The organism is Mycoplana sp. 10N416 (genome assembly GCF_056394765.1).
Genome location: NZ_JBFTIM010000007.1, coordinates 33,928 through 49,819, shown reverse-complemented (window position 1 = coordinate 49,819; position 15,892 = coordinate 33,928). Strand labels below are relative to the sequence as shown.

Below are 15,892 nucleotides of genomic sequence, written 5' to 3'. Positions count from 1 at the left end.
TGTTCGGAGGCGCACAAAAACAAATCGCGCCCCATTGTCCGGCGGGAACACATAGGCGGTTGCGCAAGGAGCCGCTCGATAGAAATGGGAGCTAGTGACATGGCCGCACCCGGCGAGAACATGCGCGTCAATGCCGACCGCCTGTGGGATAGTCTCATGGAAATGGCGAAGATCGGCCCCGGCGTCGCCGGCGGCAACAACCGCCAGACCCTGACCGACGCGGATGCCGAAGGCCGCAGCCTTTTCAAACGCTGGTGCGAGGCCGCCGGCATGAGCATGTCTGTCGACAAGATGGGCACGATGTTCGCCACCCGCCCCGGCACCGATCCGGATGCGCTGCCCGTTTATATCGGCTCGCACCTCGACACCCAGCCGACCGGCGGCAAGTTTGACGGCGTGCTCGGTGTGCTCTCCGGCCTCGAAGTCGTCCGTTCGATAAACGACCTCGGCATCAAGACGAAACACCCGATCGTCGTCACCAACTGGACCAATGAGGAAGGCGCGCGCTTTGCCCCCGCCATGGTCGCTTCCGGCGTCTTTGCCGGTGCGCTGACGCTGGACTACGCCTATTCGCGCAAGGACCCTGAGGGCAAGACGTTCGGCGACGAGCTCAAGCGCATCGGTTGGGTTGGGGATGAGGAAGTCGGCGAGCGCAAGATGCACGCCTATTTCGAGTACCACATCGAGCAGGGCCCGATCCTCGAGGCCGAGAACAAGCAGATCGGCGTCGTCACGCACTGTCAGGGCCTGTGGTGGCTCGAGTTCACACTGACCGGCCGCGAGGCGCATACCGGCTCGACGCCGATGAACATGCGCGTCAATGCCGGGCTTGCCATGTCGCGTATCATCGAGATGGTGCAGGCCGTGGCGATGAAGAACCAGCCGGGCTGCGTCGGCGGCGTCGGCCAGGTCCTTTTCTCCCCCAACTCCCGCAACGTGCTTCCCGGCAAGGTCGTCTTCACCGTGGACATCCGCTCGCCGGACCAGGCGAAGCTCGATGGCATGCGGGCGACGATCGAAGCGGAAGCGGCAAAGATCTGCGAGGCGCTCGGCGTCGGCTGTTCCGTCGAAGCGGTTGGCCATTTCGACCCGGTCACCTTCGACCCGACCCTCGTTTCCGCGGTACGCAAGGCAGCCGAAGCCCTCGGCTACAGCCACATGAACGTCATTTCCGGCGCCGGTCACGACGCCTGCTGGGCGGCCAAGGTGGCGCCGGCCACGATGATCATGTGCCCCTGTGTCGGCGGCCTCTCGCACAACGAGGCCGAGGACATCTCCAGGGAATGGGCCAGTGCCGGCGCCGACGTGCTGTTCCACGCGGTGATCGAGACGGCAGGGATCGTCGAGTGAAACAACGGGCGGTGCGAAAGCGCCGCCCTTTTTCGTCATGGCAGCTTGCCGTCCATACACAGTTGCGAAGGTAGAAAGACATGAGCACAGTCATCAAGGGCGGCACCGTCGTCACCGCCGATCTGACCTACAAGGCCGACGTCAAGATCGAGGGCGGCAAGATCGTCGCGATCGGCCCGAATCTTTCCGGCGACGAGGTGCTGGACGCGAGCGGCTGTTATGTCATGCCGGGTGGCATCGACCCGCACACCCATCTCGAAATGCCCTTCATGGGCACCTATTCCTCCGACGACTTCGAGAGCGGCACGCGCGCGGCGCTCGCCGGCGGCACGACGATGGTGGTCGACTTCGCGCTCCCCTCGCCCGGCCAGTCGATGCTCGAAGCGCTGCAGATGTGGGACAACAAGTCCACTCGGGCCAACTGCGACTACTCCTTCCACATGGCGATCACCTGGTGGAGCGAGCAGGTCTTCAACGAGATGGAGACCGTCGTCAAGGACAAGGGCATCAACACCTTCAAGCACTTCATGGCCTACAAGGGCGCCCTGATGGTGGATGACGACGAGATGTTCTCCTCGTTCCAGCGCTGCGCCGCACTCGGCGCCCTGCCGCTTGTCCATGCCGAAAACGGCGACGTGGTGGCGCAGATGCAGGCGAAGCTCCTCGCCGAAGGCAACAACGGCCCCGAGGCGCACGCCTATTCGCGCCCCGCCGAGGTCGAAGGCGAGGCCACCAACCGCGCCATCATGATCGCCGACATGGCCGGCTGTCCGGTCTATATCGTCCATACCTCCTGCGAGCAGTCGCACGAGGCGATCCGTCGGGCCCGCCAGAAGGGTATGCGCGTCTACGGTGAACCGCTCATCCAGCACCTGACCCTCGACGAGACCGAATACTTCAACAAGGACTGGGACCATGCCGCCCGCCGCGTGATGTCGCCGCCCTTCCGCAACAAGCAGCATCAGGACAGTCTTTGGGCGGGCCTGGCCTCGGGCTCGCTGCAGGTGGTCGCAACCGACCACTGCGCCTTCACCACCGAGCAGAAGCGCTTCGGCGTTGGCGATTTCACCAAGATTCCGAACGGCACTGGCGGCCTCGAGGACCGCATGCCGATGCTGTGGACGCATGGCGTCAACACCGGCCGGATCACCATGAACGAGTTCGTCGCCGTCACCTCGACCAACATCGCCAAGATCCTCAACATCTATCCCAAGAAGGGCGCCATCCTCGTCGGCGCCGATGCCGACATCGTTGTCTGGGATCCGAAGCGGTCGAAGACGATTTCCGCCAAGGCCCAGCAGTCGGCGATCGACTACAACGTCTTCGAGGGCAAGGAGGTGACGGGCCTGCCGCGCTTCACGCTGACCCGCGGTGTCGTCGCGATCGAGGAGGCGGCCGTCAAGACCCAGGAAGGTCACGGGGAATTCGTCCGCCGCGACCCCTTCCCCGCCGTCTCCACCGCGCTGTCGACCTGGAAGGAAGTCACTGCACCCCGCAAGGTGCAGCGTAGCGGCATTCCGGCAAGCGGGGTCTGATGGCGCCCCGGACGGTTGCTTTGATCTTCATGGCCGGCTGTTGCATCTGGGGTCAGGCCCAGGCGCAACAGCGCTTTCCCGATGGCTCCTACGGCGACGCGGACGGCTGTCGTTACGCCCTGACCGGCGAAACGACAGGCTCCGACCTTTTCTTTCTTCTGGATAAGGAAGGCATCACCACCTCCGTTTCCTACTGCGCGTTCAAGGACGAAGTGAAGAAGAGCGGCGACGCCTTTACGGCAACAGTGGCCTGCCACGCAGAAGACGACGACGCGGCGGAAACTGAGTCGATTGCGATTGTTCCGGCTGTCGACGGATCGGTCACCATCACGTTCTCCGACGGGACGGCCTGGGGACCGCTGGTGCAATGTCGATGACACGTCCCGAATCGTTAGACCGGCACCAGCCCGTCCAGTTCCGGCAGCAGCACGACGCTTTCCTGCTCGTGCGGATCGGTGCGGGCAATCACCGCCGAACAGGGGGCGTCGGAGACGTTCGCTGGCAGGTGCGGCACGCCGGCAGGAATGTAGAACATCTCGCCGGCCCTGACGACGACGTGCTGTTCCAGCCGCTCTCCGTACCAGGTGTGCGCCTCACCAGAGAGCACGTAGATCGCCGTCTCGTGGCTCGCATGCAGATGTGCCTTGGCGCGACTGCCCGGCGGAATCGTCAGAAGATGCATGCAGATGCCTGTCGCGCCGACCGTCTCGCGCGCAATCCCCTCGAAATACGAAAGCCCTTGCTTGCCATCATAGCTGCCGCCCGGGCGGATGACGCGGCAGGTCGCTGTTTCACCCCGTTCCATCGCCCTTCCTCCAACAATCGAGTGTGAAGTCACGTGTCCGATCTAGCCATGAAGACAATGCCGATTGCAATGCGCCCGACAGGCATGCAGTCTGGTTACGCCAGCGCCACCGAGGGTAATGGAATGAACAAGGCATCCGCATCCTCCGTCGTCTGCGCAACAAATCTCGGCCTGACCTTTGAGACCGCCGATGGCCCGGTGAATGCGCTTTCTGACGTAAATCTCACGGTCGAAAAAGGTGACTTCGTCTCCTTCATCGGCCCGTCCGGCTGCGGCAAGACCACATTTCTGCGCGTCATCGCCGACTTGGAAAAGCCGACGTCGGGCACGATCACCGTCAACGGCATGACGGCGGAAGAAGCGCGCCACAAGCGTGCCTATGGCTACGTCTTTCAGGCCGCGGCCCTCTATCCCTGGCGCACGATCGAAAAGAACATCGCCCTGCCTTTGGAAATCATGGGCTATCCGGCCGCCGAACAGAAGGAGCGCATCGCCCGCACGCTCGATCTCGTCAATCTCGCCGGTTTCGGCCGGAAATATCCCTGGCAGCTTTCCGGCGGCATGCAGCAGCGCGCCTCGATTGCCCGCGCACTCGCCTTCGACGCCGACCTGCTGTTGATGGACGAGCCCTTCGGCGCGCTCGACGAAATCGTCCGCGATCACCTGAACGAGGCGCTGCTGAAGCTTTGGGAACGCACGAACAAGACCATCTGCTTCGTCACCCATTCGATCCCGGAGGCGGTTTATCTTTCGACCAAGATCGTCGTGATGAGCCCCCGCCCCGGCCGCGTTACCGACGTGATCGACTCGACGCTACCGAAGGAGCGCCCGCTCGACATTCGCGAGTCGCCCGAATTCCTCGAGATCGCGCATCGCGTCCGCGAAGGCCTGCGCGCTGGGCACAGCTATGAGGATCACCGGTAAATGAATCCGCAGTTCATCCTCTGGCTGACCGGCTCCATGGCCGTGTTTCTTTCGGCGGCCACCGCCTCGCGCGCCTACGTGTCGAACAACAACCTGCTGATGCTCGTCTTCTCGCTTGGGCTTTACTGCGTCGGCAACCTGATGATGGTGCGACTGATGCGCGAAGGGGGGCTCGGGCTTGCCATCTCGGCGTCCGCGATCGCGCAACTGCTGCTGATCAATATCATCGCCTTCGTCGTCTTCGGCGAGCGGCTCAGCAGCACACAGCTTGCCGGCGTCGGCCTCGGCGTGCTCGCCATGGGGCTGATGCTGATGCCGGCGGCGGAACGGAGCTGACGATGGAACAGCAAAGCTTTTTCAAGGACCGCCTCGTCCCCATCGGCACCGTTATCGTCGCGATCATCGCGCTCTGGTACGTCTCCGCCGTCTTCCTCAACGCCCCGTTCGAGCGCGACACGGCTGCACGCAACGGGACGACGATCACCTTTACCGAATTGCTGCCGAAGACCATGGCGCAGGAACGGCCGGTGCTTCCTGCACCGCATCAGGTCGTCGCCGAGCTTTGGGACACCACCATCGACAAGCCGATCACCTCGAAGCGCAGCCTCGTCTACCACGCCTGGATAACGCTGTCGGCGACGCTGCTCGGCTTTGCCATGGGCACGGTGCTCGGCATCCTGCTGGCGATCGGCATCGTCCACAACCGGGCCATGGATCGCTCGCTGATGCCCTGGGTCATTGCCAGCCAGACCATTCCGATCCTCGCCATCGCGCCGATGATCATCGTCGTGCTCAACGCGGTCGGCCTCTCCGGCCTGCTGCCGAAGGCACTGATCTCCACCTATCTCAGCTTCTTCCCGGTCGTCGTCGGCATGGTGAAGGGGCTGCGCAGTCCCGAGCAGATCCAGCTCGACCTGATGCACACCTATAACGCCTCGTCCTCGCAGACCTTCTGGAAGCTGCGTTGGCCGTCCTCCATGCCCTATCTCTTTACCTCGCTGAAGGTCGCCGTCGCGATCTCGCTCGTCGGCGCGATCGTCGGTGAACTGCCAACCGGGGCAGTCGCCGGTCTCGGTGCGCGGTTGCTGGCCGGCTCGTACTACGGGCAGACGGTGCAGATCTGGGCGGCGCTGTTCATGGCGGCAGCCGTTGCCGCCCTCCTCGTCATCATTGTCGGCATTGCCCATTCGGCCGTTCTCAGACGCATGGGAGCCCGTGCATGAACTACGCCCCGCTCCTCTCCGCCGTCGCCTTCTGGCTCGCCGCCTGGGCCTTTAACGAATGGCTGGTGCGCCAGCATTTCCATAATCATGCAGCGCAGCGAGCGGCGCGCCTGGCCGTTCCCCTCCTGTTCGGCATCGCCATTCTGGTGCTGTGGGAAGGCATCGTGCGGGGCTTTGGCATCCCGTCGGTGCTGCTGCCGGCACCAAGCGCCATCTGGTCCCGTCTGATCAGTTCGCTCCCCACCCTCTGGGCGGACTTTCGGCAGACGTTCCTGAAATCCGTGATCACCGGTTATGCGCTGGGCTGCGGCCTCGGCTTCCTGGTCGCGATCCTGATCGACCGCTCACCCTTTCTGCAGAAGGGCCTGCTGCCGCTTGGCAATTTCGTCTCGGCGCTGCCGGTGATCGGCGTCGCCCCCATCATGGTCATGTGGTTCGGCTTCGATTGGCAGTCGAAGGTGGCCGTCGTCGTCATCATGACGTTCTTCCCCATGCTGGTGAACACCGTCGCCGGCCTTGCCGCGGCCAGCCACATGGAACGTGACCTGATGCGGACCTATGCCGCCAGCTGGTGGCAAACCCTCGTCAAGTTACGGCTTCCCGCCGCCTGGCCTTTCATATTCAATGCACTCAAGATCAATTCCACGCTGGCGCTGATCGGCGCCATCGTCGCCGAGTTTTTCGGAACGCCCATTGTCGGCATGGGTTTCCGGATCTCCACGGAAGTGGGCCGCATGAATGTCGACATGGTCTGGGCCGAGATCGCGATCGCCGCGCTCGCCGGCTCGGTTTTCTACGGAGCGGTTGCGCTCGTCGAGCGCGCCGTTACCTTCTGGCATCCGTCTGTCCGCGGTGGGCAGGCGTAATAATAATGAGGGAACCGCTATGAAAAAAACAATTGCATCGCTGCTTATGGCAAGTGCCTTCTCGCTTGCCGCCTTCCAGGCCGAGGCCGCCGACAAGGTCACCTTGCAGCTGAAATGGGTTACCCAGGCGCAATTTGCCGGCTACTATGTGGCAAAGGACAAGGGCTTCTACGAGGAGGAAGGTCTTGACGTCGACATCAAGCCGGGCGGCCCCGACATCGCCCCCGCGCAGGTGATTGCCGGCGGTGGCGCCGATGTCATCGTCGACTGGATGCCCTCTGCCCTTGCCACCCGCGAGAAGGGCGTTCCGCTCGTCAATATCGCCCAGCCGTTCAAGCAATCCGGCATGATGCTGACCTGTCTGAAAGAAACCGGGGTCAAGGGACCGGAAGACTTCAAGGGCAAGACGCTCGGCGTCTGGTTCTTCGGCAACGAGTATCCGTTCCTGTCCTGGATGAGCCACCTGAAGATTCCGACCGATGGCGGACCGGAAGGCGTCACCGTCCTCAAGCAGGGCTTCAACGTCGATCCCTTGATCCAGAAGCAGGCCGCCTGCATCTCGACCATGACCTACAACGAATACGGTCAGGTTCTCGACGCCGGCATCAAGCCGGAAGACCTCGTGACCTTCAAGTATGAAGACCAGGGCGTCGCCACACTGGAAGACGGCCTCTACGTGCTGGAAGACAAGCTCAAGGACCCGGCCTTCAAGGAAAAGATGGTCAAGTTCGTGCGTGCCTCCATGAAAGGCTGGAAATATGCCGAACAGAACCCGGACGAAGCCGCCGGCATCGTGCTGGAAAACGACTCGACCGGCGCGCAGACCGAGGCGCACCAGAAGTTCATGATGGGCGAGGTCGCCAAGCTCACCGCCGGCTCGAACGGCGCGCTCGACGAAACCGACTACAAGCGCACCGTCGCCTCGCTGCTGGCGGGCGGTTCCGATCCGGTCATCTCCAAGGAGCCGGAGGGCGCCTGGACGCACGAGATCAGCGACGAAGCCCTCAAGTAGAACTCGGACTTGATTGCAACGAAGGCGCGCGGCGGTTACCTCCTCCGCGCGCCTTCTTCATCGGCCGCAGATGCGCGCCATGCTAGCACGGCCTGTTATGTTGCACGGCGACAACGGTCGATGTAGAATATTGAGGCACCATGCTGTATGGCGCCTTGTAAGGCGGAAGCCATCCCATTACATACATCGCGCAGCTTGGGACCCGGCCACGCAGGGCCGCTGGACGTGCGCCTGAACGCAGCGTCCAGCCAATCTGGGAGAATGGCGCCCGGCCATATCAAGAAGAAACTCCGGCGTGTCTTGCGAATTCACTTGCATCGAGAAGGTCGGCCCATGGCGCGTGGACTAAAGTACATTCTCTGCCTTTCCGTCGCTGTTTCGACTGCGGCCAGCGCAACGAGTTTGCGCGCGGCCGACGTTGCTGCCCAACCCGCAGGCGACCAGGTCCAGAACCTGCCGGCAATCGTCGTCACCGCTGCGGAAGAGCGCACCATCGTCGATCGGGTGATTGCCACCGGCACGATCCAGCCGGTCGAGGAAGTCTATGTAGCGCCGCTCGTCGACGGTCTCTCCATTCGTTCCCTCGGCGCCGAAGTCGCCGACCGCGTGCAGGAGGGCGATACGCTCGCAACGCTGAACGACGATGCACTGCTGTTGGCGAAAAGCCAGCAGGAGGCAATGCGCGCCAAGGCCGAGGCAGCTCTGGCGCAGATCGAAGCGCAATTGATCGAAGCGAAAGCAAACGCCGAGGAAGCCGACAAGGCACGCGAGCGCGCGGAAAAGCTGGTCAAGTCGGGCGCGACCTCCCAGGCGGTTTTCGACCAGGCGACCGCCGCTGCCAAGGCTGCCGTTTCGCGCGTCACGTCTGCAGAGCAGGCCATTTCCGTCTCGAAGGCAGAGATCAAGGTCATGGAAGCGCAGATCGCCGACATCGACCTGAAACTCGCCCGCACGGCCGTCAAGGCTCCGGTCTCGGGGATCGTGTCGTCGCGAACCGCCAAGATCGGCGCAATTGCGATGGGCGCCAGCCAGCCACTGTTCTCGATCATTCGCAATGGCGAAATCGAGTTGAAAGCGGATGTATCCGAGACCTCGATCCTCAAGCTCGCCGTGGGCCAGCCGGCAACCGTGACGCTTGCCGGTGGCACGGCCAAGCTCTCCGGCAGCATCCGCCTGGTCGAACCGACGCTCAGCAACGATACCCGCCTCGGCCGCGTTTACATCAAGCTGGACGAGCCGGAAAAGGCACGTGTCGGCATGTTTGCCAGCGCCGAGATCATCACGCAGGAGAAGAAGGGCGTCGTTCTCCCGCTTTCCGCCGTGACCACCTCGCGCGAAGGCACGGTTGCGCGTAAGGTTGAGGACGGTATCGTCAAACTGGTGAAGGTGGAAACCGGTATCCAGGACGGCCAGGTGATCGAAATCGCAAGCGGCCTTGCCGCCGGCGATGAAGTCGTTGCCAAGGCTGGCGCTTATGTCCGCGACGGCGACAGGGTCAGACCGGTGAAGGCCGTCACACCCGTTGCTGCGAACTAAGGCATGTGCCTCGAAAGCGAAAATCGCTTTCGGAAGAGACATGCGAAAAATCCAGGCCCTAGAGCGCTGCAAGCAAACCTGAGACACCGCGGCTCGCTTTAGGACTGACAACCCGAATCCATGCAGGCGATCTCTGGGACGAGGACATTTGCAACATGAACTTTTCTGCTTGGTCCATTCGCAATCCGATCGCGCCGTTGCTTGCCTTTTTCCTGCTGATCGTCGTCGGGCTGCAATCTTTCTTTTCATTGCCGATCACCCGCTTCCCGAACATTGACGTTCCGGTCATAGCGATCACGGTGACCCAGAGCGGTGCGGCGCCTGCCGAGCTCGAACTCCAGGTGACCAAGGAGATCGAGGACGCGGTCGCCGGCATCTCCGGCGTCGACGACATCCTGTCGACCGTCACCGACGGCAGCTCCGTGACGTCCGTTCTGTTCAAGATCGAGGTGCCGACAAACCAGGCGCTGCAGGACGTCAAGGACGCGATCGACCGCGTGCGCAACGATCTGCCGGCATCGGTTGACGAACCGATCGTCACCAAGATCGATGTCGAGGGACAGGCAATCCAGACGTTTGCGGTTTCTTCGCCGAACATGACCCTCGAAGAGCTGTCCTGGTTCGTCGACGACACCGTCAAGCGCGCGTTGCAGGGCCAGCCGGGCGTCGGCAAGATCGACCGCTTCGGCGGCGCCGATCGGGAGGTGCTGGTCGACCTGAACTCCGACAGGCTTGAATCCTTCGGCATTTCCGCCGCCGATGTGAACAGGCAGTTGCGCAGCATGAACGCGGATGTCGGTTCCGGCCGCGGCCAGATCGCCGGTGCCGAACAGGCGATCCGCGTGCTCGGCGACGCGCGCTCGGTAGAAAAGCTGGCAGCGACGATGATCGCGCTCCCGAACGGGCGCTTCGTCCGCCTGTCCGAGCTAGGCCGGATCACCGACACCTACGAGGAGCCCCGCTCCTTCTCGCGCTTCAACGGCACGCCGGTCGTGACCTTCGCCGTCTTCCGGTCGAAGGGCGCCAGCGAGGTGACTGTTGCCGAATCCGTCGACAAGGCCCTTGCCAAGGTGCGCGAGAAGAACCCCGACGTCGCCATCAGCCTTGTCGACGACGCCGTCTACTTCACCTACGGCAACTACGAAGCAGCGCTCCACACGCTGATGGAAGGCGCGATCCTGGCCGTGATCGTCGTGCTGCTCTTCCTGCGCAACTGGCGCGCGACGCTGATCTCGGCCGTGGCCCTGCCACTCTCCGCCATACCGACCTTCTACATCATGGAACTGCTGGGCTTCTCGCTCAACCTCGTCAGCTTCCTCGCCATGACGCTCGCTACTGGCATTCTCGTCGATGACGCGATCGTCGAAATCGAGAACATCGCCCGTCACATCAAGATGGGCAAGACGCCCTATCGCGCCGCGATCGAGGCCGCCGACGAAATCGGCCTCGCGGTGATCGCCACCACGTTCACGATCATCGCGGTTTTCGTGCCGGTGTCCTTCATGCCGGGGATTCCGGGACAGTACTTCATCCAGTTCGGCCTCACCGTTGCCGTCGCCGTGTTCTTTTCTCTCATGGTGGCACGCCTGATCACGCCTGTGATGGCGGCCTACCTGATGCGCTCCAGCGACGCCGACGGTCACGACGAGGAGACGGACAGCACCTTCATGCGCGGCTACACCTGGCTCGTGACGGTGACGACCAAGCACTGGTACAGCCGTTACGCCACGCTTCTTGGCGCCATTGCCTTCCTTATCGGCTCGGTGATGCTGCTTTTCACCGTTCCCGGCAGCTTCATGCCGCCGGAGGATGCCTCGCGCGTCGTCATGTCGGTCGAACTCCCCCCCGATGCCATGCTGGAAGACACCGACCGCGCGACGTCGGAAATCGTCGAGCGTCTGAAGGACATCGATGGCGTCAGCGACATCTTCGTGTTGGGAGGCTCCTCGCCGAAGGGCGATCTTGAACTGCGCCGCGCGTCAGTGACGGTCATGCTGGACAAGCGAGATCATTCGCTCCTCAACAAGATCGTCAACGATGTCCTCGGCGGCCTGCCGGTCATCGGCCAGCACCTCCCGAAGCTGCCGCCGGCCGGCCGTATCAAACCGCAATGGGATGTCGAAAAGGACATCTTCGCGGCAATCCGCGATATCCCGGATGTCCGCATCATAAAGCTCAACGACCGCGCCGAGCGCGACCTGACGTTCAACCTGCTTTCCAACAATGAAGCAGATCTGAACAACACGGTCGCCGTGCTCGAGGCCAAGCTGCGAGCCGACCCGCTGCTCTCGAACGTGAGCTCCGAAGGCTCGCTGCCCCGGCCCGAACTGCAAGTCCGGCCGCACGACGACAAGATGGCACGCCTCGGCATCACCACCGCACAGATCGCCGAAGTGATCCGCGTCGCCACAATCGGCGACATCGATTCACAGCTTAGCAAGATGTCGCTCGACGGGCGCCTTATCCCCATCCGGGTGCAGGTTGACCGCGAATTCCGCGGCAATCTCGGCGCGATCCGCAACCTGAAGATCAAGACGGCAAGCGGGCAGGTCGTGCCGTTGTCGTCGGTGGCCGATATTGACTACTCGGAAGGCCCCAGTTCGATCAAGCGCTTCGACCGCAGCCGGGTCGTCGCTATCGGCTCCGATCTGAAGCCCGGTGTGGCATTGGATACGGCGACGGCCCGTTTCAAGGAAATCGCCAACAGCATCGACATGCCCGAGACCGTGCGTTTCCAGGAAAGCGGCGACGCCGAAATCCAGGCCGAAATGGTCCAGAGCTTCGGCAACGCCATGCTGCTTGGCCTCCTGCTGGTGCTGATGGTGCTGATCCTGCTGTTCAAGGACGTCATCCAGCCCTTTACCATTCTGTTCTCGCTGCCGCTTGCAATCGGCGGCGTGGCTGCGGGCCTGATCCTGACGCAGAACTCCCTGTCCATGCCCGTCCTCATCGGCATCCTGATGCTGATGGGCATCGTGACGAAGAACGCCATCCTGCTGGTCGATTTTGCGATCGAGATGATGCACCGCGGCATGGACCGACTCGGGGCAATGGTCGAGGCGGGGCGCAAGCGTGCCCGACCGATCATCATGACGTCGATCGCCATGTCGGCCGGCATGCTGCCGTCGGCGCTTGGCGTCGGCGAAGGCGGCACGTTCCGCGCACCCATGGCGATCGCGGTGATCGGCGGCATCATCGTCTCGACGGTTCTGTCGCTGGTGGTCGTGCCGTCCTTTTTCCTGATCATGGACGACCTCTCACGGCTTCTGGCAAGGCTCTTCGGTCGCCTCGTCGGCAAGAAGGACGAGGAGCCCCTGCCGCTCGACAATGAGGCGCTGACGCAAACAGCGAACGAAACAACAAGAACGGTCGAGGCCCTGGAGGATAGGGTGGCAGCACTGGAGAAGGAGCGCACGGCCGGCAAAAAGCCCCTCAGCGTCGTGCACCGCTCCACGCTCGCAGCGGAATAAGGGTTTCAAAACTTGAGGTTAAACGAAAGCCGGGTGGCAAGTTCACCCGGCTTTTTCTCGTCTTCCGGCTATTTTAGAGCCTTGTGACTATTTGACCGAAATCAACGAAGGTCCTGAAAATGCGCTTTACCATCTCTTCTACATCGAGGGATGGGCATTGTTGTTCAAACAACACCCTCCCTTGGAATGATATATGGGGAAAAGGCGGTGTGAAGCGATGAACAGGATGATAAGGCCAAGCGCCTGGGAGCGCGAAACACTGATGGGGCTGCCGCTGCTGTCCAGGCTGGAACTGGACACGCTGTCGGCGATGCTCGAGATTGCCACTGTACGAACGATCGGACCGCGACAGGTGCTGTTTCGCGAGGGGGACCTCGCCGACACGCTCTGCTGCGTGCTCAGCGGCTACGTGCGCAGCTTCCATCTTTCCTCATTGGGCCGCGAGGTGGACCTTCTGGTCCATGAACCGGGCGACCTGATTGGCGCGAGCGCCTGTCTGCATGGGCACGCCTATTGCGCCAGCGCTCAGGCCACCGACAGCGTCAAGATCGTCCAGTTCAGCCTGCAACGGGTCCGGGAGCTCGCCGCCCGAAAGCCAGATCTTGCACTCGCGCTGGCTGCTGGGCTGTCCGGCCAGTTCGCAGGCAGTCTTTCCACCTTGGCGGACGACCGCCTCCACACCGCCCCGCAGAGGGTCGCGCACTATCTGAAAAAGCAATGCCCGCAGGGCTCTCGCAATGTCAGCTTCCGCCTTCCCTATCAGAAAAACCTGTTAGCCGGTAAGCTCGGGCTTGCACCAGAAGCTTTGTCGCGCGCGTTCTCGCATCTGAAGCGGTACGGCGTCAGTGTGCGTGGCCGGCTGGTGCAGGTCAGCGATCCCGAGGCGCTGCAGTCGGTCTGACGCGCCGCTATGGAAACATTTTGCTGCGGCAGGCAATGGCGCGGGGTCACAGGGCGGCCGTGCCCTAACTACCGGCAGAATTGTTTCGTAGCATAGCGGTTATGTGCGGTTTACCCGGCGCCGCACGGTGAAGTTTACCTAATTAGCCGTGGTCATCTCACGGCTTGAAGTGCCAGCGCCTTCCGAGCATGCCCCCGAAGGTTCAGCAGTTCCACACCTTTGCATGCCCCTCGAAGGCAAGGACCGTATGTTCGCAGGCGCTATCTCTGCCATGGTCCGCCGCCCGCCGCGCGACCTCTAGCGCCAAGGAAGCCGGCATATTCGGCGCGACCTCCGCTATGGTAGCCGACAGTGCAACGGCCAATTCCATTCCTCCTGTTGCGATGGTGCGTGCCGCCACCGAACGGCGAACCTCTTCCACAAGCAGAATACAGTCGTCATGACTCTGGGACCCCGCCATGACGAGGAATTCGCCGCCGGGGCATCGCCTGATTGCGTGCGGAGCGCAAAAGGTGCGAGACAGCTCCTCCATAACCCGTCGCGTCGCACCGTTCGCGGCATCCGCGCCATAGCGGCTGGCGATGAACGCAAAATGCTGCACCTGAAAGAGCACCAGGAACCGGTAAGCTTCAGACCCGGCAATTGCCTCAACAAACGCGTCGGGCTCCACCATACCGGCGATCGAACTAGCGGGACCACCCTGATCACGCGCGCCACGCGAGCGATAGACACTCCCGACGCCGAGGCCGACCAGCGCCGCGACCAAAGCGGCGACACTGGTCGCCATCAGCATCGATGGGGCGGGCCCCTGGGAAGCCAGGCTCGGCTCCGCCAGCGGCAGCAGATGGAAGGGTACATGGAGCGCGCTAAAGATCAGGTGGATCGCTGTTGCGAGCACGGCCGCCACCAGAACCCCATAGGCCACAAGCGTCGCAAGGCCGTCCCTCGCAAGGGTGAAGCGGTCCCCTCCCAGCGCTGTCTGTCGACCAACGTCCCGAAACATTACATTCTCCGCATTTCGCCGGTGAACATAACTGGGTGAATTTCATATTCGCCTAATACGAAAGCTAAAAAGCGACGAAACCCGTGCGCTCGTCCCAAGATGGGACCACCACCATGGCAGGCACGACAGCGAGGGCACTAAAGCGCAGCACGCAATCGCCACGCGCCTTGGAGAACAGAGGTGCCGCGGCGGCGGTATCAGGCAACCCGGTCCGGCGGCTCGCGCCCCTCGAAAAAGGCAGTGACATTCTCCACCACCTTCATCCCCATGGCGCTGCGCGTTTCCGCCGTTGCGCTGCCGAGATGCGGCAGAAGCACGACATTCTCCATGGCGCGCAGCGCGTCGGGCACCTGTGGCTCCGCTGCGTAGACGTCTAGACCGGCCCCCGCGATTTGCCCGTTGGAAAGCGCTGCGATCAGTGCCGGCTGGTCGACCACATCGCCGCGCGCAGTGTTGATCAGGAAGGCGGACGGTTTCATCGCCGAGATCCTCGCCGCATCGATCAGATTGCTGTTTTCCCCGCCGCCCGGACAATGCAGCGATACGAAGTCTGCTGCCGCCAGCACGTCCTCGATGGTGTCGAGCTGGCGTGCGCCGTATCGCATCGCCTCCGCCGGATCGACCCGGGAGCGGTTGTAGAAGACGACATCCATGTCGAACCCGAAGTGACAGCGCTTGGCCATGGCCTTGCCGATGCGGCCGAAGCCAATGATACCAAGCGTTTTGCCGGTGACCTTCGTGCCGATCATATGCGTCGGACACCATCCGCCCCACGCCCCTGCCCGCATCTGCCGCTCGCCCTCGCCGGCACGACGGGCGACGGCAAGCAACAGCGTCATGGCGATATCGGCCGTGCAATCGGTCAGGACGCCCGGCGTGTTGGTGACGACGAGGCCTTTGAGGGAGGCAGCCGCCACATCGATGTGGTTGTAGCCGACACCGTAATTGCCGATGATCCTTGCGGTTAGATTCGGCCGTTCGAACACGGCTGCCGGGAGACGGTCGGAAACGGTCGGCAGCACCGCGTCGTAGCGCGCCAGCGCCTCGGCGAGCGCCGATTGGTCCATCGGCTGATCGTCACGATTGAAGGTCGCCTCGAAGCGTTCGGCGAGAACCGCCTCGACCTTCTCCGGCCATCGCCGCGTCACCAGAATGCGTGCCTTGCTCATGTCGTCCCCTGTCTTGCTTTCGCATCACCAGACATGAAAAGAGCCCGGACGCAAGCGCCGGGCTCGAATTCAGTCCGGTCCGGGCGGTCTTTGACGCC

At 62.7% G+C, this 15,892-nt stretch carries 14 protein-coding genes; 11 read left to right on the top strand and 3 right to left on the bottom strand.

Annotation, left to right across the window (positions count from 1 at the left end; genetic code table 11):
- The first annotated feature begins 99 nt into the window (after positions 1 to 99).
- From AC1DDS_RS15440 to AC1DDS_RS15430, 3 genes are all read left to right on the top strand, one after another.
- The gene (locus AC1DDS_RS15440; RefSeq protein WP_477479715.1) at positions 100 to 1,350 is read left to right on the top strand and encodes a Zn-dependent hydrolase; all 1,251 of its coding nucleotides are present in this window, start codon (positions 100 to 102) and stop codon (positions 1,348 to 1,350) included.
- Positions 1,351 to 1,430: 80 nt separating this feature from the next.
- Positions 1,431 to 2,885, top strand: coding sequence for a dihydropyrimidinase (hydA, locus tag AC1DDS_RS15435; protein ID WP_477479714.1), 1,455 nt, complete (start codon positions 1,431 to 1,433; stop codon positions 2,883 to 2,885).
- 29 nt (positions 2,886 to 2,914) lie between these two features.
- Positions 2,915 to 3,262 (top strand): hypothetical protein, encoded by a 348-nt coding sequence (locus AC1DDS_RS15430; RefSeq protein ID WP_477479910.1) that lies wholly within the window; start codon positions 2,915 to 2,917, stop codon positions 3,260 to 3,262.
- A gap of 14 nt (positions 3,263 to 3,276) precedes the next feature.
- Here the strand turns inward: AC1DDS_RS15430 and AC1DDS_RS15425 are convergent, their stop codons facing one another.
- Positions 3,277 to 3,690, bottom strand: coding sequence for a cupin domain-containing protein (locus tag AC1DDS_RS15425; protein ID WP_477479713.1), 414 nt, complete (start codon positions 3,688 to 3,690; stop codon positions 3,277 to 3,279).
- Positions 3,691 to 3,813: 123 nt separating this feature from the next.
- On the opposite strand from AC1DDS_RS15425, the gene AC1DDS_RS15420 reads away from it, so the two are divergent.
- The 8 genes from AC1DDS_RS15420 to AC1DDS_RS15385 all read left to right on the top strand — a co-directional run bounded on the left by AC1DDS_RS15420 (position 3,814) and on the right by AC1DDS_RS15385 (position 13,622).
- A complete protein-coding gene (locus tag AC1DDS_RS15420) occupies positions 3,814 to 4,614 on the top strand; it encodes an ABC transporter ATP-binding protein (protein ID WP_477479712.1) in 801 nt (266 codons plus the stop codon).
- Positions 4,615 to 4,950, top strand: a complete 336-nt coding sequence (locus AC1DDS_RS15415) for a hypothetical protein (RefSeq protein ID WP_477479711.1) — start codon at positions 4,615 to 4,617, stop codon at positions 4,948 to 4,950.
- A gap of 2 nt (positions 4,951 to 4,952) precedes the next feature.
- A complete protein-coding gene (locus AC1DDS_RS15410; RefSeq protein ID WP_477479710.1) occupies positions 4,953 to 5,837 on the top strand; it encodes an ABC transporter permease in 885 nt (294 codons plus the stop codon).
- Positions 5,834 to 6,703 carry an ABC transporter permease gene (locus AC1DDS_RS15405; RefSeq protein ID WP_477479709.1) on the top strand — a complete coding sequence of 290 codons (870 nt, stop codon included), beginning with the start codon at positions 5,834 to 5,836 and terminating at the stop codon, positions 6,701 to 6,703. Before AC1DDS_RS15410 ends, AC1DDS_RS15405 begins: the two co-directional genes overlap by 4 nt.
- A gap of 19 nt (positions 6,704 to 6,722) precedes the next feature.
- Positions 6,723 to 7,715, top strand: coding sequence for an ABC transporter substrate-binding protein (locus tag AC1DDS_RS15400; protein WP_477479708.1), 993 nt, complete (start codon positions 6,723 to 6,725; stop codon positions 7,713 to 7,715).
- 333 nt (positions 7,716 to 8,048) lie between these two features.
- A complete protein-coding gene (locus AC1DDS_RS15395) occupies positions 8,049 to 9,251 on the top strand; it encodes an efflux RND transporter periplasmic adaptor subunit (RefSeq protein WP_477479707.1) in 1,203 nt (400 codons plus the stop codon).
- Positions 9,252 to 9,406: 155 nt separating this feature from the next.
- A complete protein-coding gene (locus tag AC1DDS_RS15390) occupies positions 9,407 to 12,721 on the top strand; it encodes an efflux RND transporter permease subunit (protein ID WP_477479706.1) in 3,315 nt (1,104 codons plus the stop codon).
- A 262-nt stretch (positions 12,722 to 12,983) separates the two neighbouring features.
- A complete protein-coding gene (locus AC1DDS_RS15385; protein ID WP_477479705.1) occupies positions 12,984 to 13,622 on the top strand; it encodes a Crp/Fnr family transcriptional regulator in 639 nt (212 codons plus the stop codon).
- A 202-nt stretch (positions 13,623 to 13,824) separates the two neighbouring features.
- Here AC1DDS_RS15385 and AC1DDS_RS15380 read toward each other — a convergent pair whose 3' ends face one another.
- Together AC1DDS_RS15380 and AC1DDS_RS15375 are read right to left on the bottom strand one after the other, a co-directional pair.
- Positions 13,825 to 14,529, bottom strand: a complete 705-nt coding sequence (locus AC1DDS_RS15380) for a hypothetical protein (RefSeq protein ID WP_477479704.1) — start codon at positions 14,527 to 14,529, stop codon at positions 13,825 to 13,827.
- A 293-nt stretch (positions 14,530 to 14,822) separates the two neighbouring features.
- Positions 14,823 to 15,794: a 2-hydroxyacid dehydrogenase gene (locus AC1DDS_RS15375; RefSeq protein ID WP_477479703.1), complete on the bottom strand. Its 972-nt coding sequence runs from the start codon at positions 15,792 to 15,794 to the stop codon at positions 14,823 to 14,825.
- Positions 15,795 to 15,892: the final 98 nt, after the last annotated feature.

Excerpts from the sequence above, each read along its gene's own strand:
- AC1DDS_RS15375 (WP_477479703.1), bottom strand. The coding sequence starts at position 15,794 with ATGAGCAAGGCACGCATTCTGGTGACGCGGCGATGGCCGGAGAAGGTC.
- AC1DDS_RS15425 (WP_477479713.1), bottom strand. The coding sequence starts at position 3,690 with ATGGAACGGGGTGAAACAGCGACCTGCCGCGTCATCCGCCCGGGCGGC.
- AC1DDS_RS15390 (WP_477479706.1), top strand. The coding sequence starts at position 9,407 with ATGAACTTTTCTGCTTGGTCCATTCGCAATCCGATCGCGCCGTTGCTT.
- AC1DDS_RS15410 (WP_477479710.1), top strand. The coding sequence starts at position 4,953 with ATGGAACAGCAAAGCTTTTTCAAGGACCGCCTCGTCCCCATCGGCACC.
- hydA (WP_477479714.1), top strand. The coding sequence starts at position 1,431 with ATGAGCACAGTCATCAAGGGCGGCACCGTCGTCACCGCCGATCTGACC.
- AC1DDS_RS15415 (WP_477479711.1), top strand. The coding sequence starts at position 4,615 with ATGAATCCGCAGTTCATCCTCTGGCTGACCGGCTCCATGGCCGTGTTT.
- AC1DDS_RS15385 (WP_477479705.1), top strand. The coding sequence starts at position 12,984 with ATGGGGCTGCCGCTGCTGTCCAGGCTGGAACTGGACACGCTGTCGGCG.
- AC1DDS_RS15395 (WP_477479707.1), top strand. The coding sequence starts at position 8,049 with ATGGCGCGTGGACTAAAGTACATTCTCTGCCTTTCCGTCGCTGTTTCG.
- AC1DDS_RS15400 (WP_477479708.1), top strand. The coding sequence starts at position 6,723 with ATGAAAAAAACAATTGCATCGCTGCTTATGGCAAGTGCCTTCTCGCTT.
- AC1DDS_RS15440 (WP_477479715.1), top strand. The coding sequence starts at position 100 with ATGGCCGCACCCGGCGAGAACATGCGCGTCAATGCCGACCGCCTGTGG.
- AC1DDS_RS15405 (WP_477479709.1), top strand. The coding sequence starts at position 5,834 with ATGAACTACGCCCCGCTCCTCTCCGCCGTCGCCTTCTGGCTCGCCGCC.
- AC1DDS_RS15420 (WP_477479712.1), top strand. The coding sequence starts at position 3,814 with ATGAACAAGGCATCCGCATCCTCCGTCGTCTGCGCAACAAATCTCGGC.
- AC1DDS_RS15430 (WP_477479910.1), top strand. The coding sequence starts at position 2,915 with ATGGCCGGCTGTTGCATCTGGGGTCAGGCCCAGGCGCAACAGCGCTTT.